At 69.4% G+C, this 23,129-nt stretch carries 18 protein-coding genes, 3 rRNA genes and 1 pseudogene; 20 read left to right on the forward strand and 2 right to left on the reverse strand.

Going from position 1 to position 23,129, the window contains the following annotated elements; all coding sequences use genetic code 11:
- Positions 1–70 precede the first annotated feature (70 nt).
- From QE370_RS10185 to QE370_RS10200, 4 genes are read left to right on the forward strand one after another with little or no spacing between them, the layout of a single operon-like run.
- On the forward strand, positions 71–1,090 hold the full coding sequence (locus QE370_RS10185) for a tripartite tricarboxylate transporter substrate-binding protein (RefSeq protein WP_309634287.1): 1,020 nt from the start codon (positions 71–73) through the stop codon (positions 1,088–1,090).
- Complete coding sequence (locus tag QE370_RS10190) at positions 1,087–1,611, forward strand: tripartite tricarboxylate transporter TctB family protein (protein ID WP_309634288.1); 525 nt, start codon at positions 1,087–1,089, stop codon at positions 1,609–1,611. The genes QE370_RS10185 and QE370_RS10190 overlap by 4 nt, the downstream gene beginning before the upstream one ends.
- Entirely contained in the window at positions 1,611–3,122 is a 1,512-nt protein-coding gene (locus QE370_RS10195) for a tripartite tricarboxylate transporter permease (RefSeq protein WP_253024428.1), read from the forward strand. The genes QE370_RS10190 and QE370_RS10195 overlap by 1 nt, the downstream gene beginning before the upstream one ends.
- Positions 3,119–3,502: a universal stress protein gene (locus QE370_RS10200; RefSeq protein WP_253024430.1), complete on the forward strand. Its 384-nt coding sequence runs from the start codon at positions 3,119–3,121 to the stop codon at positions 3,500–3,502. The genes QE370_RS10195 and QE370_RS10200 overlap by 4 nt, the downstream gene beginning before the upstream one ends.
- On the opposite strand, the gene QE370_RS10205 is transcribed toward QE370_RS10200, so the two are convergent.
- The gene (locus QE370_RS10205) at positions 3,486–3,662 is read right to left on the reverse strand and encodes a hypothetical protein (protein WP_309634289.1); all 177 of its coding nucleotides are present in this window, start codon (positions 3,660–3,662) and stop codon (positions 3,486–3,488) included. The genes QE370_RS10200 and QE370_RS10205 overlap by 17 nt on opposite strands.
- Positions 3,659–4,303 carry a DsbA family oxidoreductase gene (locus tag QE370_RS10210; RefSeq protein ID WP_309634290.1) on the reverse strand — a complete coding sequence of 215 codons (645 nt, stop codon included), beginning with the start codon at positions 4,301–4,303 and terminating at the stop codon, positions 3,659–3,661. The genes QE370_RS10205 and QE370_RS10210 overlap by 4 nt, the downstream gene beginning before the upstream one ends.
- A 115-nt stretch (positions 4,304–4,418) precedes the next feature.
- Here QE370_RS10210 and tyrS point away from each other — a divergent pair, with 115 nt between their 5' ends.
- From tyrS to xerD, 16 genes and pseudogenes are all read left to right on the forward strand, one after another.
- The gene (tyrS, locus tag QE370_RS10215; RefSeq protein WP_309634291.1) at positions 4,419–5,690 is read left to right on the forward strand and encodes a tyrosine--tRNA ligase; all 1,272 of its coding nucleotides are present in this window, start codon (positions 4,419–4,421) and stop codon (positions 5,688–5,690) included.
- A gap of 473 nt (positions 5,691–6,163) precedes the next feature.
- Positions 6,164–7,682: ribosomal RNA gene (locus QE370_RS10220) — 16S ribosomal RNA — on the forward strand.
- Positions 7,683–8,035: 353 nt separating this feature from the next.
- Positions 8,036–11,141 (forward strand): 23S ribosomal RNA (locus QE370_RS10225).
- A 75-nt stretch (positions 11,142–11,216) separates the two neighbouring features.
- Positions 11,217–11,333: ribosomal RNA gene (gene rrf, locus QE370_RS10230) — 5S ribosomal RNA — on the forward strand.
- The 16S, 23S and 5S rRNA genes sit together here, the layout of an rRNA operon.
- A 67-nt stretch (positions 11,334–11,400) precedes the next feature.
- Positions 11,401–12,441 carry a tetratricopeptide repeat protein gene (locus tag QE370_RS10235; RefSeq protein ID WP_309634292.1) on the forward strand — a complete coding sequence of 347 codons (1,041 nt, stop codon included), beginning with the start codon at positions 11,401–11,403 and terminating at the stop codon, positions 12,439–12,441.
- A 106-nt stretch (positions 12,442–12,547) separates the two neighbouring features.
- Positions 12,548–12,898, forward strand: a complete 351-nt coding sequence (locus QE370_RS10240; protein WP_309634293.1) for a single-stranded DNA-binding protein — start codon at positions 12,548–12,550, stop codon at positions 12,896–12,898.
- A 10-nt stretch (positions 12,899–12,908) separates the two neighbouring features.
- Positions 12,909–13,907: an HAD-IIA family hydrolase gene (locus QE370_RS10245; RefSeq protein WP_309634294.1), complete on the forward strand. Its 999-nt coding sequence runs from the start codon at positions 12,909–12,911 to the stop codon at positions 13,905–13,907.
- A 4-nt stretch (positions 13,908–13,911) separates the two neighbouring features.
- A complete protein-coding gene (locus tag QE370_RS10250; protein ID WP_309634295.1) occupies positions 13,912–14,166 on the forward strand; it encodes a hypothetical protein in 255 nt (84 codons plus the stop codon).
- The gene (locus QE370_RS10255) at positions 14,163–14,996 is read left to right on the forward strand and encodes a TlyA family RNA methyltransferase (protein WP_309634296.1); all 834 of its coding nucleotides are present in this window, start codon (positions 14,163–14,165) and stop codon (positions 14,994–14,996) included. Before QE370_RS10250 ends, QE370_RS10255 begins: the two co-directional genes overlap by 4 nt.
- Entirely contained in the window at positions 14,993–15,925 is a 933-nt protein-coding gene (locus tag QE370_RS10260) for an NAD kinase (protein WP_309634297.1), read from the forward strand. The genes QE370_RS10255 and QE370_RS10260 overlap by 4 nt, the downstream gene beginning before the upstream one ends.
- Complete coding sequence (recN, locus tag QE370_RS10265; protein WP_309634298.1) at positions 15,925–17,610, forward strand: DNA repair protein RecN; 1,686 nt, start codon at positions 15,925–15,927, stop codon at positions 17,608–17,610. Before QE370_RS10260 ends, recN begins: the two co-directional genes overlap by 1 nt.
- 78 nt (positions 17,611–17,688) lie before the next feature.
- The gene (gene steA, locus QE370_RS10270) at positions 17,689–18,858 is read left to right on the forward strand and encodes a putative cytokinetic ring protein SteA (protein WP_309634299.1); all 1,170 of its coding nucleotides are present in this window, start codon (positions 17,689–17,691) and stop codon (positions 18,856–18,858) included.
- The gene (locus tag QE370_RS10275; RefSeq protein WP_253022845.1) at positions 18,859–19,707 is read left to right on the forward strand and encodes a copper transporter; all 849 of its coding nucleotides are present in this window, start codon (positions 18,859–18,861) and stop codon (positions 19,705–19,707) included.
- A 146-nt stretch (positions 19,708–19,853) separates the two neighbouring features.
- On the forward strand, positions 19,854–21,560 hold the full coding sequence (locus QE370_RS10280; protein WP_309634300.1) for a CTP synthase: 1,707 nt from the start codon (positions 19,854–19,856) through the stop codon (positions 21,558–21,560).
- Complete coding sequence (locus QE370_RS10285; RefSeq protein ID WP_309634301.1) at positions 21,557–22,165, forward strand: NUDIX hydrolase; 609 nt, start codon at positions 21,557–21,559, stop codon at positions 22,163–22,165. Before QE370_RS10280 ends, QE370_RS10285 begins: the two co-directional genes overlap by 4 nt.
- Positions 22,166–22,175: 10 nt before the next feature.
- A pseudogene (xerD, locus tag QE370_RS10290) lies at positions 22,176–23,112 on the forward strand (site-specific tyrosine recombinase XerD).
- Positions 23,113–23,129: the final 17 nt, after the last annotated feature.

The following is a 23,129-nucleotide window of genomic DNA, read 5'->3' on the forward strand; positions in this document are numbered from 1 at the left end:
CCTTTGCGCACCCAATCGTGACGCAGGCCACGTCCGCCGTCATGCTCGGGTCGACCCACCAGGAGGTGTGATGGCCGACACAGGTCAGCGACGACCCGCACGTCGCCCCCGCAGGACCCGGACGGCGACCGTCGTGGCGCTCGTCCTCGCACTCGCCGCGACGCTCGGCGCGTGCGGCGTGACGCGCGGCGGCGACGACCCCGACAACCGCCGTCTGCGCATGATGATCCCGAACAGCCCGGGCGGCGGCTACGACCTCACCGGTCGCGCCGCGGCGCAGGTCATGGAGGAGGACGACCTCACGGGTCGCTTCGAGATCACGAACGTCATCGGCGCCAGCGGCACGGTCGCCATGCAGCGGCTGCTGAACGAGCGCGGCGCCGACGACCTCGTCATGCTCATGGGCCTCGGCGTCGTCGGCGCGACGTACACGAACGACTCGGCGGCCCGCGTCTCGAAGGCGACGCCCATCGCGCGTCTCGTCGAGGAGCAGGAGGGGCTGCTCGTGCCGGCCGACTCCCCGTTCAAGACGGTCGACGACCTCGTCACCGCCTGGAAGAAGGACCCGCGGTCCGTCACCGTCGGCGGCGGCTCGTCGCCGGGCGGCCCCGACCACCTCTTCCCGATGCAGCTCGCGCAGACCCTCGGCATCGACCCGAAGGACGTCAACTACATCGCCTACGACGGCGGCGGACCGCTCACCACGGCCCTGCTCGGCGAGAAGATCCAGGTCGGCACGTCCGGCCTCGGCGAGTTCCAGGGCCAGATCGACGACGGCTCGCTGCGCGTGCTCGCGGTCTCCGGCGACGAGCGCCTCGACGGGATCGACGCCCCGACCCTCACCGAGTCCGACATCGACCTCGTCTTCACCAACTGGCGCGGCCTGCTCGCCCCGCCCGGCATCGACGACGCGACGCGCGAGTACCTGACCGGGCTGGTCACCGAGATGCACGACACGCCCGAGTGGCGCGAGGCGCTGAAGCGCAACGGATGGATCGACGCCTTCGCCACCGGCGAGGAGTTCGGGACCTTCCTGACCGAGCAGGACGAGCGCGTCGACTCGACGCTGAAGGAGCTGGGACTGTCATGAGCACCACCACCGAGACGACGACGGGTCCCGAGGGACCACGCGTCGTCGACCGTGCCCAGTACGGGCTCGCGGCCTTCCTGGCCGTCGTGGGCGTCGTCGTCGTGGTCGACGCGACCGGTCTGCGGCCCGGCTTCGCCGACCAGCCCGTGCAGCCCTCGTTCCTGCCCTACGTCGTCGGCACCGCGCTGCTGGTGCTGGCCGTGACGCTCGCCGTCGCCACGGCGCGCGGCAACGTCGCGGAGCCGGAGGGCGGCGAGGACGTCGACCTCACCGAGCCCAGCGACTGGTTCACCGTCGCGAAGCTGGCCGGGGTGTTCCTCGCGAACGTGCTCCTCGTCGACACGCTCGGCTGGGCGATCACGGGCGCTCTGCTCTTCGCGGGCTGCGCGTGGGCGCTCGGCAGCCGCACGCTGCTCAAGGACGTCGCGATCGGCGCCGCCCTCTCCCTCATCACCTGGTACGGCTTCTACGTCGGCCTGGGTCTGCCGATCCCCGCGGGGATCCTGGACGGAGTGCTCTGATGGACCTGTTCCTCGACGGGCTGATGAACGCCCTCACGCCCGAGAACCTGCTGTACGCCGTCATCGGCGTCCTGCTCGGCACCGCCGTCGGCGTCCTGCCGGGCATCGGGCCGGCCATGACGCTGGCCCTGCTCTTCCCGATCACCTACACGGTCCCGGTCGACAGCGCCCTCATCATGTTCGCCGGCATCTACTACGGCGGCATGTACGGCGGGTCGACGACGTCGATCCTGCTCAACACGCCGGGGGAGTCCTCGTCGGTCGTCACCGCGATCGAGGGCAACCAGATGGCGAAGCGGGGCCGGGCCGCCCAGGCCCTCGCGACCGCCGCCATCGGGTCCTTCGTCGCCGGCACCATCGCGACCGCGCTCCTGGTGCTGTTCGCGCCCAAGGTCTCCTCGGCCGTCGTGCAGCTGGGCGCACCGTCGTACTTCGCGATCCTGCTGCTCGCGCTGGTCGCCGTCTCGGCCGTCCTCGGCAGCTCGAAGATGCGTGGCTTCATCGCCCTGTTCCTCGGCCTCGCCATCGCGCTGGTCGGCACGTCGACCGGGCAGGCGCGACTCACGTTCGGCAGCCCGCTCCTGGCCGACGGCATCGACGTCGTCGTCGTGGCCGTCGCCATCTTCGCCATCGGCGAGGCCCTGTGGGTCGCGGCGCACCTGCGCCGCCGGCCGCTGCAGGTCATCCCCGTCGGCCGTCCGTGGATGGACCGCAAGGACTGGGGCCGCTCCTGGAAGCCGTGGCTGCGCGGCACCGCGTTCGGCTTCCCCTTCGGCGCGCTGCCCGCCGGTGGCGCCGAGGTGCCGACCTTCCTGTCCTACATCACCGAGCGTCGGCTCACGAAGCACCCCGAGGAGTTCGGCAAGGGCGCCATCGAGGGCGTCGCAGGACCGGAGGCCGCGAACAACGCGTCGGCCGCAGGCACGATGGTGCCGCTGCTGGCGATCGGCCTGCCCACGACGGCCACGGCCGCGATCATGCTCAACGCCATCCAGTCCTACGGCATCCAGCCCGGGCCCCAGCTCTTCGACAACGAGCCCGCGCTCGTGTGGACCCTGCTGGCCAGCCTGTTCGTCGCCAACACGCTGCTGCTGGTGCTGAACCTGCCGCTCGCGCCGATCTGGGCGAAGCTCCTGCGGGTGCCGCGGCCCTACCTCTACGCGGGCATCCTGTTCTTCGCGTCCCTCGGTGCCTACAGCGTCAGCTTCGAGCCGTTCGACCTGGCCCTGCTGCTGGTGCTCGGCTTCCTCGGCGTCGCCATGCGCCGGTTCGGGCTTCCGGTGCTGCCGCTGATCGTCGGGGTGATCCTCGGCCCGTCGCTGGAGAACCAGCTGACCCAGGCCCTGGCGCTGTCCGGCGGCGAGGTCTCCACGCTGTGGAGCGAGCCCGTCGCGAAGGTCGTGTACGCGGTGCTGGTCCTCGCGCTGGTCGCGATGGCCGTCGCCGCCGTGCGCGGCCGTGCCGCCCGTCGCGGCGCGTCGACCGTCGAGAAGGAGGAGGTGTCCGCATGACCGCAGTGGTCGTGGCCTACAGCCCGGACGAGTACGGCGAGGCGGCCCTGGCCGCCGGCGCCGAGGAGGCGAGCCGACGCTCGGTCCCGCTCGTCGTCGTCAACGCGACCCGGGGCGACGCCTACGTCGACCCGCACTTCGCCGACGCGGACACCGTCGCCCGCCTGCGCGAGCGCGTGGGGGAGGTCGAGGTGCTCCAGGAGGTCGTGCCCGACGTCGGCGCCGAGGTGGTGCGGGTCGCGCAGGAGCGCGACGCCGACCTCGTCGTCGTCGGCGTGCGGCACCGCTCGCCGGTCGGCAAGGCGCTGATGGGCAGCGTGTCGCAGCGGGTGCTCCTCGACGCGACCTGCCCGGTGCTGGCGGTCAAGCCTCGCGGCTGACCCCGTCCTCGCGTGGTGAGCCCGGGCCCTGGAGGCCCGGGTCGTCGGCCCCGTCCTGAGCAGACCGCTCGGACGGGGCCGTCGTCGTGGGGACGGCGCACACACCGTCGACGCAGACCGCCGCGGCGTCGTCGCCGAGCATCTCCAACGGGCCGGTCACGCGGGCTGCTCCTCGGCAGCGCGCCGCAGCGCGCCCAGGAAGGTGTCCGGGTCCTGCGCGCCGGAGACGCCCAGACGGTCGTCGAGCACGAAGAACGGGACACCGCGGATGCCGAGCGCCATCGCCTGCTCCTGGTCGGCGCGCACCTGCTCGAGGTACGCGTCGCCGGACAGGGCGGCCACGACGACGTCACGGTCGAGCCCGACCTCCGCGGCGAGGTCGGCGAGGTCGTCCACCCGACCCACGTGCCGGCCCTCGACGAAGTAGGCGGCGAGCAGCCGCTCCTTCATCTCCTCCTGACGCCCCTCGGCGCGCGCGTGGTGGAGCAGGCGGTGCGCCAGCACGGTGTTCGTGTGCTGCAGCGCCGCGAAGTCGTAGTCGAGCCCCTCGTCGGACGCGACCTCGGTCATCTGCGCGAGCATGCCCACCACCTGCTCGCGCGCCATGCCCTTGTGGCGGGCGAGGAAGTCCACCTCGTCGCCCTCGAAGTCGACCGGTGTGTCCGGCGACAGCTCGAAGCTGCGGTAGGTGACCTGCACGTCGCCGCCCTCCTCCCGGAACCGTTCCACGGCCTTCTCGAAGCGCCGCTTCCCGACGTAGCACCAGGGGCACGCCACGTCCGACCAGATCTGCACGTCCACCGTCATGACCGTCCCAACCGCCGGGCCGTCGCCGGTGTTCCCGACGCCGCTGCGCGGACCGTCGCGGTCGCGCGCCAGAATGGGCCCGTCCGCCCCGACCGACCAGGAGCCCCACGTGAGCACAGCCGGAGGATCCGTCCTCGACGACCTGACCGCCCGCGGACTCGTGGCGCACTCGACCGACCTCGAGGCGCTGCGGGCCGAGATGGACGCCGGCCCGATCGTCTACTACGTGGGCTTCGACCCGACCGCTCCCAGCCTGCACGTCGGCAACCTGCTGCAGATCCTCACCGCCAGGCGGCTCCAGCTCGCCGGGCACCGACCGCTCCTGCTCGTCGGCGGCTCCACCGGCCTCATCGGCGACCCCAAGGAGACCGGCGAACGGGTCATGAACACCCGCGAGACCGTCGCGACCTGGGTGGAGCGGATCCGTGACCAGGTCGTCCGCTTCGTCGACCTGGAGGGCGAGAACGGCGCGACGATGGTCAACAACCTCGACTGGACCGAGTCCCTCAGCACGATCGACTTCCTGCGCGACATCGGGAAGCACTTCCCGGTGAACCGCATGCTGGCCCGCGACGTGGTGAGCAGCCGGCTCGAGAGCGGCATCAGCTACACCGAGTTCAGCTACGTCCTGCTCCAGTCGATGGACTACCTGGAGCTGCACCGTCGGCACGGCTGCGTGCTGCAGACCGGCGGCAGCGACCAGTGGGGCAACATCACCGCCGGCGTCGAGCTCGTCCGTCGCTCGGAGGGACGCCGGGTGCACGCCCTCGCGACCCCGCTCATCACGAAGGCCGACGGCACGAAGTTCGGCAAGACGGAGTCGGGGACGGTGTGGCTCGACCGCGAGCTCATGAGCCCCTACGCCTTCTACCAGTCGTGGATCCAGGCCGAGGACACGAAGGTGGGGGAGTACCTCAAGCAGTTCACCTTCGTGCCGGTCGACGAGATCGACGCGCTCATGGCCGAGCACGCTGCCGCACCCGGGCGACGCCTCGCACAGCGACGTCTCGCCGCCGAGGTCACGGCGCTCGTGCACGGGCAGGGCGAGGTCGACGCCGCGGAGCTCGCGTCGACGGCCCTGTTCGGCCGCGGAGAGCTGGCCGAGCTGCCGGAGGACACCCTCGCGGCCGCGCTGGGGGAGGCGGGCGTCGTCGAGCTGGCTGGCGACGCCACGCTCACGGACGCCCTCCTCGAGACCGGCCTCGTCGACTCGCGCTCCGCCGCGCGCCGCGCGGTGTCCGAGGGGGGCGCGTACGTCAACAACGGCCGGGTCGACGACGCCGAGGCACCGCTCGCCTCCCTGGACGCCCTGCACGGCTCCTGGCTCGTCCTGCGCCGTGGAAAGCGCGCCGTTGCAGGGATCCGTCGAGTCCCGTCGTGACTATGGCCGGGGTCACACCGCACGGATTTGACCCTGCTCCGGTCGTCTGAGTAATGTTCTTCTTGTTGCACCGCACGACGGAGCGCAAGGCCGAGAGGCCGGGCACTCGGAGCGAGCAACCACTCGAACCGAAACGGTTAACGCCAGGAACTGAGTTCCGGAGACTGACCGCTGACAACGGAGAGTGATCGTGGCAGGACCCCGGGTTTGACCCGGTGATCACAAGCCGCGTACGATAGACCAGCCCCTGGTGGGTGGGCCCTGATGTGGGTCTGTCTGGTGGGTGTGCGTCTGATGTTTGAGAACTCAACAGTGTGCTAAAAGTCGACGAGAAGTAATCAGTTTTACCCCCGTCGGCAGGCATGGCGCTTCTTTTTGGGGTGTTGTGTGTGTCGCGGTGGCAGTTCCGACAATTTTGACTGTCAGCAGTCAGTTTGCCGGGTCATTTTGATGTTGGCCCCTTGTGGGGTTTTTCAACGGAGAGTTTGATCCTGGCTCAGGACGAACGCTGGCGGCGTGCTTAACACATGCAAGTCGAGCGGTAAGGCCCTTTCGGGGGTACACGAGCGGCGAACGGGTGAGTAACACGTGAGCAACCTGCCCTTCTCTTTGGAATAAGCGTTGGAAACGACGTCTAATGCCGAATATGACCCTTCACTGCATGGTGGGGGGTGGAAAGCTCTGGCGGAGAAGGATGGGCTCGCGGCCTATCAGCTTGTTGGTGTGGGTAATGGCCCACCAAGGCGACGACGGGTAGCCGGCCTGAGAGGGTGACCGGCCACACTGGGACTGAGACACGGCCCAGACTCCTACGGGAGGCAGCAGTGGGGAATATTGGACAATGGGCGAAAGCCTGATCCAGCAACGCCGCGTGAGGGATGACGGCCTTCGGGTTGTAAACCTCTTTCAGCAGGGACGAAGCGAGAGTGACGGTACCTGCAGAAGAAGGACCGGCCAACTACGTGCCAGCAGCCGCGGTAATACGTAGGGTCCGAGCGTTGTCCGGAATTATTGGGCGTAAAGGGCTCGTAGGCGGTTTGTCGCGTCGGGAGTGAAAACTCAGGGCTCAACCCTGAGCGTGCTTCCGATACGGGCAGACTAGAGGTATGCAGGGGAGAACGGAATTCCTGGTGTAGCGGTGGAATGCGCAGATATCAGGAGGAACACCGGTGGCGAAGGCGGTTCTCTGGGCATTACCTGACGCTGAGGAGCGAAAGCATGGGGAGCGAACAGGATTAGATACCCTGGTAGTCCATGCCGTAAACGTTGGGCGCTAGGTGTGGGGACCTTCCACGGTTTCCGTGCCGCAGCTAACGCATTAAGCGCCCCGCCTGGGGAGTACGGCCGCAAGGCTAAAACTCAAAGGAATTGACGGGGGCCCGCACAAGCGGCGGAGCATGCTGATTAATTCGATGCAACGCGAAGAACCTTACCTGGGTTTGACATATGCCGGAAAGCTGCAGAGATGTGGCCCCCCTTGTGGTCGGTATACAGGTGGTGCATGGCTGTCGTCAGCTCGTGTCGTGAGATGTTGGGTTAAGTCCCGCAACGAGCGCAACCCTCGTCCTATGTTGCCAGCACGTGATGGTGGGGACTCATAGGAGACTGCCGGGGTCAACTCGGAGGAAGGTGGGGATGACGTCAAGTCTTCATGCCCCTTATGTCCAGGGCTTCAAGCATGCTACAATGGCCGGTACAAAGGGCTGCGAAACCGTAAGGTGGAGCGAATCCCAAAAAGCCGGTCTCAGTTCGGATTGGGGTCTGCAACTCGACCCCATGAAGTCGGAGTCGCTAGTAATCGCAGATCAGCAACGCTGCGGTGAATACGTTCCCGGGCCTTGTACACACCGCCCGTCACGTCATGAAAGTCGGCAACACCCGAAGCCGGTGGCCCAACCCTTGTGGAGGGAGCCGTCGAAGGTGGGGCTGGCGATTGGGACGAAGTCGTAACAAGGTAGCCGTACCGGAAGGTGCGGCTGGATCACCTCCTTTCTAAGGAGCTTTTGGCTCACCGGCATCGTCTGGTGGGTCCATATGTGCTGGTCGTGGGCGAATGTCCTGCGCAGTGCAGCTCACTAGTGGACGTCGATTAGTTGGCCGGTCGTTGACTGGTGCTTGTCAGTACACCTCTTCCTTCGGGCAGGGGCAGGAACCTCGAGTATCTGGTGGCGGTCGCGCTTAGCACACTGTTGGGTCCTGAAGGATCAGCCGTTGGTTGGGTCTTCTTGGACCGTTCTTCCCGGTGAACCGCCCGCTTGTTGGTGGGTAGGCGTCGGATCGGAGTGCGGGACCGGACGTATCTTGAGAACTTCACAGTGGACGCGAGCATCTTGTAGCAATGTATGTAACAAGCTACTAAGTGCACATGGTGGATGCCTTGGCATCGAGAGCCGATGAAGGACGTTGGAGTCTGCGAAAAGCCCCGGGGAGGTGACAACCGACCTGTGATCCGGGGATGTCCGAATGGGGAAACCCACCTGGAGGAAAGTCCAGGTACCTGCGCCTGAACACATAGGGCGTGTGGAGGGAACGCGGGGAAGTGAAACATCTCAGTACCCGCAGGAAGAGAAAACAACCGTGATTCCGGAAGTAGTGGCGAGCGAAACCGGAAGAGGCTAAACCCTAGTGATGTGATAGCCGGCAGGCGTTGTCACTGGGGGGTCGTGGGGCCGAACTGCTGAGACTGCCGTATCAGCGAAGAGTCATAAACCATGAGTGAAGACGAGACCGACTGGAAAGTCGTGGCATAGAGGGTGATACCCCCGTAGTCGTAAGCTCATGGCTCTTGTTCGTTACCCCGAGTAACACCGAACCCCTGAAATTCGGTGTGAATCTGGCGGGACCACCCGTTAAGCCTAAATACTCCTCGATGACCGATAGCGGACTAGTACCGTGAGGGAAAGGTGAAAAGTACCCCGGGAGGGGAGTGAAAGAGTACCTGAAACCATGTGCATACAATCCGTTGGAGCTCTTCCTTGTGAAGGGTGACAGCGTGCCTTTTGAAGAATGAGCCTGCGAGTTAGCGTGGTGTAGCGAGGTTAAGGCGAGGGCCGTAGCCGTAGCGAAAGCGAGTCCGAAGAGGGCGTTTGAGTTGCACCATCTAGACCCGAAGCGGAGTGATCTATCCATGGGCAGGTTGAAGCGCGGGTAAGACCGCGTGGAGGACCGAACCCACCTAGGTTAAAAACTGGGGGGATGACCTGTGGATAGGGGTGAAAGGCCAATCAAACTCCGTGATAGCTGGTTCTCCCCGAAATGCATTTAGGTGCAGCGTTGCGTGTTTCTTGTCGGAGGTAGAGCACTGGATGGGCTAGGGGGCCTACAAGCTTACTGAACTCAGCCAAACTCCGAATGCCGATAAGTGAGAGCGCAGCAGTGAGACTGCGGGGGATAAGCTCCGTAGTCGAGAGGGAAACAGCCCAGACCATCAGCTAAGGTCCCCAAGAGATTGCTAAGTGGAAAAGGATGTGAAGTCGCAGAGACAACCAGGAGGTTGGCTTAGAAGCAGCCACCCTTGAAAGAGTGCGTAATAGCTCACTGGTCAAGTGATTTCGCGCCGACAATGTAGCGGGGCTCAAGCAATCCACCGAAGCTATGGCATTCGCGCATGAACCAGGCCTTCGTGGTCCAGGTGCGTGGATGGGTAGGGGAGCGTCGTGTCGCGAGTGAAGCGGCGGGGTAACCCAGTCGTGGACGCGACACGAGTGAGAATGCAGGCATGAGTAGCGAATGAGGAGTGAGAAACTCCTCCACCGGATGACCAAGGGTTCCAGGGTCAAGCTAATCTTCCCTGGGTAAGTCGGGACCTAAGGCGAGGCCGACAGGCGTAGTCGATGGACAACGGGCTGATATTCCCGTACCGGCACTGAAGCGACCCTGCTGAATCCAGTGATGCTAAGTGCCCGAAACCGGTCTCCAGCTCCTTCGGGAGCATTGACCGGCAGAGCGCATGACCCGAACTGGTACTAGGCAAGCAATGGTGTGACGCAGGAAGGTAGCTCAACCGCGGCGATGGTAGACCGCGGCCAAGGTCGTAGGGCGAACGGTAGGCAAATCCGCCGTTCACATGCCTGAGAGCTGATGGGGAGACGTTTTAGTCGAAGTGAGTGATCCTATGCTGCCGAGAAAAGCATCTAGCGATGTTTCAGAGCCGCCCGTACCCCAAACCGACTCAGGTGGTCAGGTAGAGAATACTAAGGTGATCGAGTGAATCATGGTTAAGGAACTCGGCAAAATGCCCCCGTAACTTCGGGAGAAGGGGGGCCGGATTCGTCAGTGGACTTGCTCCACGAAGCGTTGAAGGCCGCAGAGACCAGGCCCAAGCGACTGTTTACTAAAAACACAGGTCCGTGCTAAGTCGAAAGACGCCGTATACGGACTGACTCCTGCCCGGTGCTGGAAGGTTAAGGGGACGTGTTAGCGCAAGCGAAGCACAGAACTTAAGCCCCAGTAAACGGCGGTGGTAACTATAACCATCCTAAGGTAGCGAAATTCCTTGTCGGGTAAGTTCCGACCTGCACGAATGGAGTAACGACTTGGGCGCTGTCTCAACCATGAACTCGGCGAAATTGCACTACGAGTAAAGATGCTCGTTACGCGCGGCAGGACGGAAAGACCCCGGGACCTTTACTATAGTTTGGTATTGGTGTTTGGTTCGACTTGTGTAGGATAGGTGGGAGACTGTGAAGCTCGGACGCCAGTTCGAGTGGAGTCATCGTTGAAATACCACTCTGGTCGTACTAGATATCTAACCTAGGTCCGTTATCCGGATCAGGGACAGTGCCTGATGGGTAGTTTAACTGGGGCGGTTGCCTCCTAAAATGTAACGGAGGCGCCCAAAGGTTCCCTCAGCCTGGTTGGCAATCAGGTTTCGAGTGTAAGTGCACAAGGGAGCTTGACTGTGAGAGTGACAGCTCGAGCAGGGACGAAAGTCGGGACTAGTGATCCGGCGCTGGCATGTGGAAGCGGCGTCGCTCAACGGATAAAAGGTACCCCGGGGATAACAGGCTGATCTTCCCCAAGAGTCCATATCGACGGGATGGTTTGGCACCTCGATGTCGGCTCGTCGCATCCTGGGGCCGTAGCAGGTCCCAAGGGTTGGGCTGTTCGCCCATTAAAGCGGCACGCGAGCTGGGTTTAGAACGTCGTGAGACAGTTCGGTCCCTATCCGCCGCGCGCGTAGGAAACTTGAGAAAGGCTGTCCCTAGTACGAGAGGACCGGGATGGACGAACCTCTGGTGTGCCAGTTGTTCTGCCAAGAGCACGGCTGGTTGGCTACGTTCGGAAGTGATAACCGCTGAAAGCATCTAAGCGGGAAGCACGTTTCAAGATGAGGTTTCCCACTGGTTTACCAGGTAAGGCCCCCAGCAGACCACTGGGTTGATAGGCCGGAAGTGGAAGTGCAGCAATGCATGGAGCTGACCGGTACTAATAGGCCGAGGGCTTGTTTCACTACAACAAGAGCATGCGCGTCCACTGTGAGGTTCCCGAGATATGAGTCGGGAACGATTGATATCTCCATAGAGTTTCGGCGGCCATGGCGAAGGGGAAATACCCGGTTACATTCCGAACCCGGAAGTCAAGCCCTTCAGCGCCGATGGTACTGCGCGGGAGACTGCGTGGGAGAGTAGGACGCCGCCGGACAATCATTACGCACAAGGCCGCCCCCACCCGGGGGCGGCCTTGCTGCATTTCACCAGGAGTACAAGGAATGAACCAGTCCTCTGGACGCGGCCCCGACCGCCGAAACCACACCGGCAGACCCGCCAAGCCCGGCGACACGCGTGGAAGCAAGCCCGCCGACCGGCGCGACGGCAAGCCCGCCGACCGGCGTGACGGCAAGCCCGCAGAGTCCCGTGGCGGCAAGCCCGCCGACCGGCGCAGCGGCGGCAAGCCCAGCGACCGTCGTGGCGGCAAGCCCGGCGACACCCGTAAAGGCAAGCCCGGCGACCGGCGTGGCGGCAAGCCCGCAGAGTCCCGCGGTGGCAAGCCCGGCGACCGGCGTGGCGGCCCGACCCGCAGCCGCGACCGCGAGGAACGCACCACCGACCAGCAGACCTACGACGGACCCCCCATCCCCGACGACATCGCCGCCACCGACCTGGACCGCTACGCCCGCGACCAGCTCTCCAACCTCCCCGCCAAGCTCGCCGACCGCGTCGCCCGCCACCTCATCATGGCCGGCCTCCTCCTCGACGAAGACCCCGAAACCGCCTACGCCCACGCCCTCGCAGCCCGCGCCCGCGCACCCCGCAACGCCCTCATCCGCGAAGCCTGCGGCGAAACCGCCTACGCAGCCGGCCACTACGCCCAAGCCCTCGCCGAACTCCGCGCCGCCCGCCGCATCAACGGCCAACACCTCTACGCCCCCATGATGGCCGACTGCGAACGCGCCCTCGGCCGACCCACCCAAGCCCTCACCTACGACACCCCCACCACCCGCAACCACCTCGACCAAACCGGCAACATCGAACTCACCATCGTCATCGCCGGCGCCCGCCGAGACCTCGGCCAACACCAAGCCGCCCTCCAACTCCTCCAAACCGAACCCCTCCACACCACCACCCGCGCCCCCTGGGCCACCCGCCTCAAATACACCTACGCCGACACCCTCCACACCACCGGCAACACCCACGAAGCCCTCCAATGGTTCCACCGCGTCATCGCCACCGACCCCCACCACACCACCGACGCACCCCAACGCATCACCCAACTCGAACAAGAACTGGCGGCGGAAAACGACGAGAAGTGAGCGACGTCGAGGGGTCGTCCACAGGCACCTCGACGCTGCACTGACGCCGTCCACAGCCCGTCAGGACGCCCTCGTCCAGCGGTGGAGGAGCGGCCACGCTGGGGAGATGACGCAGCAGCCATCGCACCAGAACCTCGTCTCCCTCACGGGCCGGGTGTCCGGCACGCCCGAGCAGCGGACCCTGCCGAGCGGCGACGAGATCGTCACGTTCCGTCTGGTGGTCCGCCGGGACCCGCCTCGGGCAGGGGCCCGCGCTCGGTCGCGGCAGACCGTCGACACGATCGAGTGCGTCGCCTGGACCTCACGCCTGAGGCGGACCGTCTCACGCCTGGAGGACGGCGCGACCGTCGCGGTGACGGGGTGCCTGCGGCGTCGCTTCAGTCGAGCAGCCGGTGGCGGGCAGAGCTGGTACGCCGTCGAGCTGGCCTCGTGCAGTGCGGTGGCCGCCGCTCAGTAGTCTCGGAGGCATGCCTCTGCTGACCAGCGACGTCCCGCTCTGCGAGGCTCACGACCTCGTCATGCTCGACCTCGACGGTGTCGTCTACGTAGGGGCCGACGCCGTCCCCGGCGCCTCCGAGGCGCTGGAGACCTGCGTGAGCCACGGCGCACGGATCGCCTACCTGACCAACAACGCCGCACGTCCGGCTGGTGAGGTGGCTCGGCACCTGCGCGACCTCGGGATGCCCGTGCACGACGACGGCGAGGTCGTGACCTCGGCGCAGGCCGTGGCTCGGATGATCGCCGCCGACCTGCCGTCGGGCTCGCGCGTGCTGGTCGTCGGCGGACCGGGGCTGCGCGAGCCGCTCGAGGCGGCCGGACTCGTCTGCGTCGACTCCGCGGACGACGATCCCGCGGCCGTGGTGCAGGGGTTCCACCGCGAGATCGGGTGGCGCCACCTCGCGGAGGCCGCGTACGCGGTCGCCGCCGGACTTCCGTACTACGCCAGCAACCTGGACCTCAGCATCCCGACGCCACGGGGCACGGCGCCCGGCAACGGGACCCTCGTGCGCGCCGTCGTGGCCGCCACCGGACGGGAGCCCCGCGTCGCCGGCAAGCCCGAACGTCCCCTCTTCGACGAGACGCTGCGCCGGACGGGTGCCCGGCACCCCCTCATGGTCGGCGACCGCGTGGACACCGACATCGACGGCGCCACCCGGGCGGGCATCCCGGCGCTCGCCGTGCTGACCGGCGTGAGCGACCTCGCGGAGCTGGCGGCGCTCGCGCCCGACCGCCGCCCGGGCTTCGTCTCCACCGACCTGCGTGGCCTGGTCGAGCAGCACCTCGCCGTCGTCGTCGACGGGGACATCTCCCGGTGCGGCGACGCGACGGCAGAGCGCAGGGCCGGCACCGTCGTGCTGACGAGCGGCGACCCCGCCGCCACGACGTCGGTGCGCGCGGTCCTCGGCCTCGCCTGGTCGGCCGTGGACGCCGGGCACGACGTGCCGGACGTCCGTCTGGGAGGATGACACGGTGACCGAGCACCACGACCCCGCGAGCGAGGCGTCCGCGCAGCCGCCCGTGGACGACGGCGTCGACCCGGTGGCGGCAGTCGTCGCGCGGGCCCAGGAGGCCTGTGCCGACCACCCGGAGCTGCTGGCCCTGGTCGAGCAGCTCGAGCGGCTCGAGGAGGTCGAGCTGGCCCGTCGCCCCGAGGTGCTCGACGCGGTGCACCGCACCCTGCGCGAGGTGCTCACGGGGGCGAGCAGGCCGGGCCGCTCCTCGTGAGCCGGCGGGTCCGGCTCGACGCGGAGCTCGTGCGCCGGGGGCTCGCGCGCTCCCGTGACCACGCCGGTCAGCTCATCGCGGACGGCAAGGTGCTGGTCGCCGGCCAGCGGGCGGCGAAGCCGGCCACGCAGGTCGGCACCGACCAGGCCGTCGTCGTCCGGGAGGACGACGACCCGGGATGGGCCTCCCGCGGCGCGCACAAGCTGCTCGGCGCCCTCGAGGTGTTCGAGCCGCAGGGACTGCGGCTGCAGGGTCGGCGCGTGCTCGACGCCGGCGCCTCCACCGGCGGGTTCACCGACGTGCTGCTCCGCCGCGACGTGCGCGAGGTCGTGGCGGTCGACGTCGGGTACGGCCAGCTCGTCTGGCGGCTGCGCGACGACCCGCGGGTCCAGGTGCACGACCGCACGAACGTGCGCAGCCTGACCCGCGAGGACGTCGGCGGCGCCGTCGACGCGGTCGTCTCCGATCTGTCGTTCATCTCCCTTACCGTGGTGATGCCCGCGTTGACCGCCGTCTGCCAGGAGGAGGGCGACATCGTGCTGATGATCAAGCCCCAGTTCGAGGTGGGCCGCGGCAACCTCGGCAAGAACGGGGTCGTGCGCGACCCCGAGCTGCATGCCGACGCGGTGCTGGGCGTCTGCGCGAGCGGGCTCGAGCAGGGGTGGGGCACCCACGGGCTGGCGGCCAGCCCGCTGCCCGGACCGGCGGGGAACGTCGAGTACTTCTGCTGGCTGCGGCGCGACCCCGAGCCGTCGGTGCCCGACCGCTCGGCCGTCGCCGATGTCGTCGCGCGCGGGCCCCTCGGGACGGCGGACGGGGACGACGCATGAGCGAGCGCCGCGTCCTGCTGATCGTCCACACCGCACGCGAGGAGGCGACGTCGCTCGCGGCGCGCCTGGCCACCGACCTGCGCACTGCCGACATCGGTGTCTGCGTGCTGGAGTCCGACCGCGACGACCTCGTGGCGGCCGGGATCGGCGAGGTCGGCGTGATCCCTGCGCGGGAGGGCGCGGCCCACGGCTGCGAGCTCGCGGTGGTCCTCGGTGGCGACGGCACCATCCTGCGCGCCACCGAGATCTGCCGGGGCACCCAGACGCCGGTGCTCGGCGTGAACCTCGGGCACGTCGGATTCCTCGCCGAGGCCGACGTCGACGACCTGCAGGCCGTCGTGCAGGGCGTCGTCGACCGGACCTACCGGGTCGAGGAGCGGCTGACGATCGAGGTCACGGTCAGCGTCGGCGACGAGGTCGTCGCGACGAACTGGGCGCTCAACGAGGCCACCGTCGAGAAGGCCTCGCGCGAGCGCATGCTCGAGCTGGTCGTCGAGATCGACGACCGGCCCGTCTCGCGCTGGGGGTGCGACGGCGTCGTCTGCGCCACGCCCACCGGCTCCACCGCCTACAACTTCAGCGCCGGCGGACCGATCGTGTGGCCGGAGGTCGAGGCCCTGCTGATGGTCCCGATCAGCGCGCACGCCCTCTTCGCGCGGCCGCTGGTCGTCTCGCCCAACTCGACCCTGGCGATCGAGGTCATGGGGGAGACGACCGCGGGGGTGCTCTGGTGCGACGGGCGCCGTGCCGCGGAGCTGCCGCGGGGCGCCCGTGTGGAGGTCCGACGTGCCACCACCCCGGCCCGCCTCGCCCGGCTCCACGAGGCGCCCTTCGCCGACCGGCTCGTCCGCAAGTTCGACCTGCCCGTCGCCGGCTGGCGCGGCACGGCGGAGCAGCGTCGCCTCGGGCGACGGGTCGAGGACGTCTGATGTGGCAGCACCTGCGGCTCAGCTCGCTCGGTGTCATCGAGTCCGCCGAGCTCGAGCTCGACGCGGGCTTCACCGTCATCACCGGTGAGACGGGGGCGGGCAAGACCATGGTCGTGACGGCGCTCGGTCTGCTGCGCGGCGGGCGTGCCGACGCGGGCCTCGTGCGGCACGGCGAGCGCCAGGCGCGGGTCGAGGCGAGCGTCGAGGTGCCGGGCGGGTCGCCGGTCGTGCGCACGGTCGAGGACGCCGGGGGCACGGTCGACGACGACGTCGTCGTGCTGGGTCGGGTGCTGTCGGCGCAGGGCCGGTCGCGTGCCGTCGCCGGCGGTGCGACCGTGCCGGCCGCGGTGCTGTCCGACGTGACCGACGCCCTGGTGGCGGTGCACGGACAGTCCGACCAGCACCGGCTGCTGCGCGGGTCGGCCCAGCGGTCGGCGCTCGACGCCTTCGCGGGCGACTCGCTCGCGGCGCTCGCGGACGAGTACGCCCCGCGGTACGCCCGGCTGCGCTCCGCGCGGGCGCGCCTGGAGGAGCTGCGCCAGCACGGGCAGGAACGGGCCCGCCAGCTCGACCTCCTGCAGCACGGACTCGCGGAGATCGCCGACGTCGAGCCGCGGGAGGGCGAGGACGAGGAGCTGGTCACCGAGGAGGGCCGGCTCGCCCACGCCGAGGCGCTGGTGCAGGCCGCGCTGACCGCGCACGAGGGTCTCGCCGGCGACCACGGCGCCGCCGCGCGCGACGTCGTCGCCTCCGGGTCGGCGGCGCTGCAGGACGTCGCCGGGCACGATCCCGAGCTCGACGACATGGCACAGCGGCTGCGCGAGGTGGGCATCCTGCTCGACGAGGTCGCGGCCGACCTGAGCGCCTACGCCCACGGTGTCGAGGTCGACCCCGCCCGGCTGGCCGCGGTCCAGGAACGCCGTGCGGCCCTCGCGGCCCTCCAGCGCAAGTACGGCCCCTCCGTCGCCGACGTGCTGGCCTGGCAGGAGAAGGCTGCCGCCGAGGCCGGCGAGCTCGACCACGACGACCAGGCCATCGCCGACCTCGAGGCGGAGGTCGAGGCGCTCGAGCCCCAGGTGCTGGACCTCGCCCACCGCATGAGCGAGGTGCGCCGGGAGGCCGGCACCCGGCTCGCGGCGCTGGTGGGGGAGGAGCTCACCCAGCTGGCCATGCCGTCGGCCCGGCTCGAGGTCGCCGTCAGCGTGCCCGAGGGCGCCGTTCCCGCGGCCCACGGCATCGACGACGTCGAGCTGCTCTTCGCCGCCAACAACGGCTCCGCACCGCGTCCGCTGGCGAAGGGGGCGAGCGGGGGCGAGCTGTCGCGCCTCATGCTGGCGCTCGAGGTGGTCCTCGCCGACCAGGGAACGGTCCCGACGCTGGTGTTCGACGAGGTCGACGCGGGCATCGGCGGGCGCGCGGCGGTCGAGGTGGGCCGCCGGCTCGCCCGGCTGGCCGAGGGCCCCCAGGTGCTGGCGGTGACGCACCTGCCGCAGGTGGCGGCCTTCGCGCACCACCACTTCCACGTCATGAAGGACGACGACGGCAACGTCACGAGCAGCAGCGTCGTGCGGCTCGACGGCCAGGCGCGTGTCGACGAGCTGGCGCGGATGCTCGCCGGCCAGGACGAGTCCGAGGCCGCGCAGGCGCACGCCCGCGAGCTGCTGGAGCTGGCCGGACGGCTCTGAGCCGACCGGCCGACGCGCCGTGACGCGCCGACCCGACCTGCCAGGAGGGCCGGGGTGTGCGTGCCACGATGGACGACGATGTCTCGACGCACCCGATCCACCGACGACACGACCGGCGACATCGTCGGGGTCGTGCGCTTCGCCCGCGCCGGTGACGGTGCCGCCAAGTCGCTCCGCGCGGGCGACATCGCCGTCGTCGACCTGCCCGACCTCGACCGCGCCCAGGCCGACGCCCTGGTGCAGCGCAAGGTCCGGGCGGTGCTGAACGCGGCGGAGTCATCGACCGGTCGCTACCCCAACTCCGGTCCGCAGGTGCTGGCCGACGCCGGCATCGCCCTTGTCGACCACGTCGGTGCGGGCATCTGGACCAGGCTGCGCAGCGGCGACACCGTCCGCATCGCCGACGGCAAGATCTTCAAGAACGAGGTGCTCGTCGCGCAGGGCCAGATGGTCGACGACGCGACCCGCTCCGAGCGGCTCGGTGCCGCGGAGCGCGAGCTCGCCACGAAGCTTGGCTCGCTCACCGCGAACGCCTCCGACCACCTGGAGCGCGAGCGTGCCCTGCTGCTCGAGGGCGCCAGGATCCCGCGCCTCGACGCCAAGCTCCGTGGTCGGCCCGTGGTCGTCGTCTCGCGCGCCTACCAGTGGGAGCACGACCTCAAGGCGATCCGTCGCTGGATCCGCGACTCCGGCGCGGTCGTCGTCGGCGTGGCCGCCGGCGCCGACGCCCTGCTGGAGACCCGCATCAAGCCCGACGTCGTGATCGGGCACCTCCAGGACCTGTCCGACCGCGCCCTGCGCAGCGGCGCCGACGTGGTCGTCGTGAGCCCGTCGGGACGCACCGACGGTGCGGAGCGCTTCGAGCGCGCGCACGTCGACGTGACCGTGTTCCAGGCGACGGGCTCCGCAGCCGACCTCGCGATCCTGCTGGCCGACGCGAACGACGCGCCGGTCGTCGTCGAGGTCGGGGCGCCGCGCGGCCTGGTCGAGTTCCTCGAACGGGGCACGGCCGACGTGGCCAGCTCGTTCGTCACGCGGCTGCGGACGTCGGCGACGCTCGTCGACGCGCACGCCGTGGCCCACTTCACCCGCCGCACCATGCCCGCGTGGCCCGTGCTGCTCATCCTGCTCGCGGGCGTCCTGGCCGTCGTCGCCGCCGTGGGCACCACGCCCACGGGCGCCGACTGGTACGCCGTGCTCGGCGAGCGCCTGGCCGACCTCCGCACCTGGCTCGAAGGACTGCTGTAGATGATCACCTTCCGGTACCACCTCGTCTCGATCGCCGCGGTCCTGCTGGCCCTGGCCGCGGGCGTCGCGCTCGGCGCCGGCGCGCTCGACGGCCGCTTCGCCCCCGACCGCGAGCAGGGCTCGTCGTCGGCCGGCGACTCCGCACTCGTGTCCTTCGAGAACGGGTACGCGGCGCGCACGTCGACCGGCCTCATCGAGGGCACCCTCGACGACCGGTCCGTCGTGCTGCTCACCCTGCCCGGCGCCGACGCGGAGCAGGTCGCCGGCGTCCGTCGCAACCTGGAGAGGGCGGGTGCGACGATCACCGGCACGGTCGCGCTGACCGCCAAGCTCGTCGACCCGGCCAACCGTCAGTTCGCCGAGAGCGTCACCGAGGAGGCGGCCCCCGACTCCTCCGGCGAGGGCTACGCGCGCGTCGGTGCGGCGCTGGGTCGTTCGCTGCTCGGCCGCGCCGGCCGCGAGCTCGACCAGACCGCACGCACGACGGCGTCCGCCTTCGAGGAGGGCGGTCTGACCTCGGCCAGCGCCGCACCCGAGCGGTTCGCCGGCCAGGCCGTCGTGGTCGCGGGCCCGTCGCGACTCGGCGACTCCGCCGAGGTCGTCACCGGTCTGCTGCGCGCGCTCGCCGGCACCGGCGACGGCACGCTGCTGGCCGGTCCGTCGGCGTCCAGCCTCGACGGTGGCGCGGTCGACGTCGTCCGCCGCGAGGCCTCCCAGGTCTCGACCGTCGACGTGACCGACTCGGCCGCCGGCCGGGCCGTCACGGCTCTCGCCCTCGCCCGCGTGGCCGCCGGCGAGACCGGTGCGTGGGGCACCTCGCGCAGCCAGGACGGCTCCGTCCCGCGCTAGTCCGGCGCGTGGTCGCCGCGCCGCCCCGGCTGGTCATGGCCGCCGCGGCGAGGGGCTACACTGGAATCCCGTGGAGCAGTGACGACCACGGCGCCCGCCGTCGGTCCCGCTGAGCCGCATCCAGGCCCACGACCACGGGAGTCACCTTGCAGGGCAGCGCCGTCACCAAGCACGTCTTCGTCACCGGAGGCGTCGCCTCCTCCCTCGGCAAGGGGCTCACCGCCTCCTCGCTCGGCCGGCTGCTGAAGTCCCGGGGACTGCGGGTCACGATGCAGAAGCTCGACCCGTACCTCAACGTCGACCCCGGCACCATGAACCCGTTCCAGCACGGCGAGGTCTTCGTCACCGACGACGGCGCCGAGACCGACCTCGACATCGGCCACTACGAGCGCTTCCTCGACGAGGACCTTGTCGGGCGCGCGAACGTCACCACCGGCCAGGTGTACTCCGACGTGATCGCCCGCGAGCGTCGCGGCGACTACCTCGGCGACACCGTCCAGGTGATCCCGCACATCACCAACGAGATCAAGGACCGGATGCTCGCGATGGGCGGGCCCGACGTCGACGTCGTCATCCACGAGATCGGCGGCACGGTCGGCGACATCGAGAGCCAGCCGTTCCTGGAGTCGGCGCGCCAGGTCCGCCACGAGATCGGCCGGGGGCACGTGTTCTTCCTGCACGTCTCGCTCGTGCCCTACATCGGCCCGTCCGGCGAGCTGAAGACGAAGCCGACGCAGCACTCGGTCGCCGCGCTGCGCTCGATCGGCATCCAGCCCGACGCGATCGTCTGCCGCTCCGACCGCGAGATCCCCGAGTCGGTCAAGCGCAAGATCTCGCTGATGTGCGACGTCGACACCGAGGCCGTCGTCACCGCCAGCGACGCCGCGTCGATCTACGACATCCCGAAGGTCGTGCACCGCGAGGGCCTCGACGCCTACGTCGTGCGCCGTCTCGACCTGCCGTTCCGCGACGTCGACTGGACCGAGTGGGACGCCCTGCTGCGTCGCGTGCACCAGCCGGCCGACGAGGTCACGATCGCGCTCGTCGGCAAGTACGTCGACCTGCCCGACGCCTACCTCTCAGTGGCCGAGGCCCTGCGCGCCGGCGGGTTCGCGAACGACACCAAGGTCCACCTGCGGTGGGTGCCCTCCGACGAGTGCGGCACCGAGTCGGGGGCCGCGCGCCACCTGGCCGACGTCGACGGCATCTGCGTGCCGGGCGGCTTCGGCATCCGCGGCATCGAGGGCAAGGTCGGCGCCCTGCAGCACGCCCGTACGCGCGGCATCCCGACGCTCGGACTCTGCCTCGGCCTGCAGTGCATGGTCATCGAGCACGCTCGCCACGTCGCCGGCATCCCGGGCGCGAGCTCCACGGAGTTCGACCCCGACGCGAGCGACCCCGTGATCGCGACGATGGCCGAGCAGCAAGCCTTCGTCGAGGGCGCTGGCGACCTCGGCGGCACCATGCGTCTCGGTCTCTACGAGGCCGCGCTGGCTCCGGGCAGCGTCGTCGCCGGCGTCTACGGCGCCGACAAGGTCGAGGAGCGGCACCGTCACCGCTACGAGGTGAACAACGGCTACCGCGACCGCCTCGAGGCGGCAGGGCTGGTGTTCAGCGGCACGTCGCCCGACGGGACGCTCGTGGAGTTCGTCGAGCTGCCCGCCGACGTGCACCCGTTCTACGTGGCCACGCAGGCCCACCCGGAGCTGCGCTCGCGGCCGACGCGCCCGCACCCGCTGTTCGCCGGCCTGGTCAAGGCAGCGCTCAAGCGGCAGCGCGAGACGCGGCTGCCGGTCGAGGTCCCGGCGACCGGTGCCGACGTGGTCGAGGGCGCCGACGCGCCGACGTCGTGAGCCCGCACCCCACGCTGCCCGGCGTCCTGGTCGACGAGGTCGCCGACCGGGCCGAGTCCTGGCCCGTCGCGTTCCACGAGCAGGTCTTCACCAGCGGCTACCTCGACGTCGAGGTCGACGCGATCGTCGACCCGAGCGGCGACGAGCACCGACGCGTCGTGGTGCGTCCGCAGGGTGCCGTGGGCGTGCTCGCCCTCGACGAGGACGACCGGCTGCTCCTCGTCGTGCAGTACCGGCACCCGGTCGGGGCACGCCTGGTCGAGCTGCCCGCGGGCACCCTCGACGTCGCGGGGGAGGAGCCGCAGGAGGCCGCCGCCCGCGAGCTGGCCGAGGAGGCCGACGTCGTCGCTGCCGACTGGGCGCCGCTGCTGTCGATCGTCTCGAGCGGCGGGTACTCCAGTGAGGTGTGCCAGGTCTACCGGGCGACCGGCCTGCGCCCGGTCCCCGAGGACGAGCGCACCGAGCGCCACGCCGAGGAGGCCGACATGGAGCAGTGGTGGGTCCCCTTCGAGTCCGTCGTCGACGCGGTGCTCGACGGGCGGGTCCGCGACGCGACGATGTGCGCCGCGGTGCTGGCCGAGGCGGCCCGCCGCGCCCGCGGCTGAGCCGGCGACGATGAGCGACGCCGGCGACCTCGACCGCGCCGTCCAGGACTACCTGGGCCACCTCGGCGTGGAGCGGGGTCTCGCCGCCAACACGCTCGGCAGCTACCGGCGCGACCTGCGCCGCTACCGCGAGCACCTGCACGGTGCCGGCGTGCACGACGTGGCCGACGTGGCGGAGACCGACGTGCTGGCCTTCCTCGCGGCGCTGCGCACGGGCGACGAGGGGCACGCGCCCCTCGGCGCCTCGAGCGCCGCGCGGGCGGTCGTCGCGGTGCGGGGGTTCCACAAGTTCTGCCTGCGCGAGCAGCTCGTCGCGACCGACGTGACGGCGGCCGTGAAGCCGCCCCGTCCCGCCTCGCGGCTGCCGAAGGCGCTGCCGCTCGACCAGGTCGAGGCGATCCTCGAGGCTGCCGGCGCGGCGGGGACGAGCCTGGCCAAGCGCGACCGCGCGCTGCTGGAGGTGCTGTACGGCACGGGGTCGCGGATCTCCGAGGCGGTCGGTCTCGACGTCGACGACCTCGACCTGGAGGAGGGCACGGCCCTGCTGCGCGGCAAGGGCGGCAAGCAGCGCATCGTGCCGGTGGGCTCCTACGCGGCGGCCGCGCTGGGCGACTACCTGACCGTCGCCCGACCGGGGCTCGTGTCGGCCACCGGACGCGGTGGGGGCGGCCCTGTTCCTGAACGCCCGCGGAGGACGGCTGAGCCGCCAGAGCGCGTGGACGGTGCTGTCCCGGGCAGCGCGTGCCGCCGGGGTCGATGCCGACGTCTCGCCGCACACCCTGCGGCACAGCTTCGCGACCCACCTCCTCGACGGCGGTGCCGACGTCCGCGTCGTGCAGGAGCTGCTCGGGCACGCCTCGGTCACCACGACGCAGATCTACACGCTCGTGACGGTCGACCGGTTGCGCGAGGTCTACGCGACGTCGCACCCCCGCGCCGTCGACTGAGCAGGAGCGCCGGGAGA

It is taken from the genome of Aeromicrobium sp. SORGH_AS_0981, assembly GCF_031453195.1.
Classification (GTDB): Bacteria; Actinomycetota; Actinomycetes; order Propionibacteriales; family Nocardioidaceae; genus Aeromicrobium.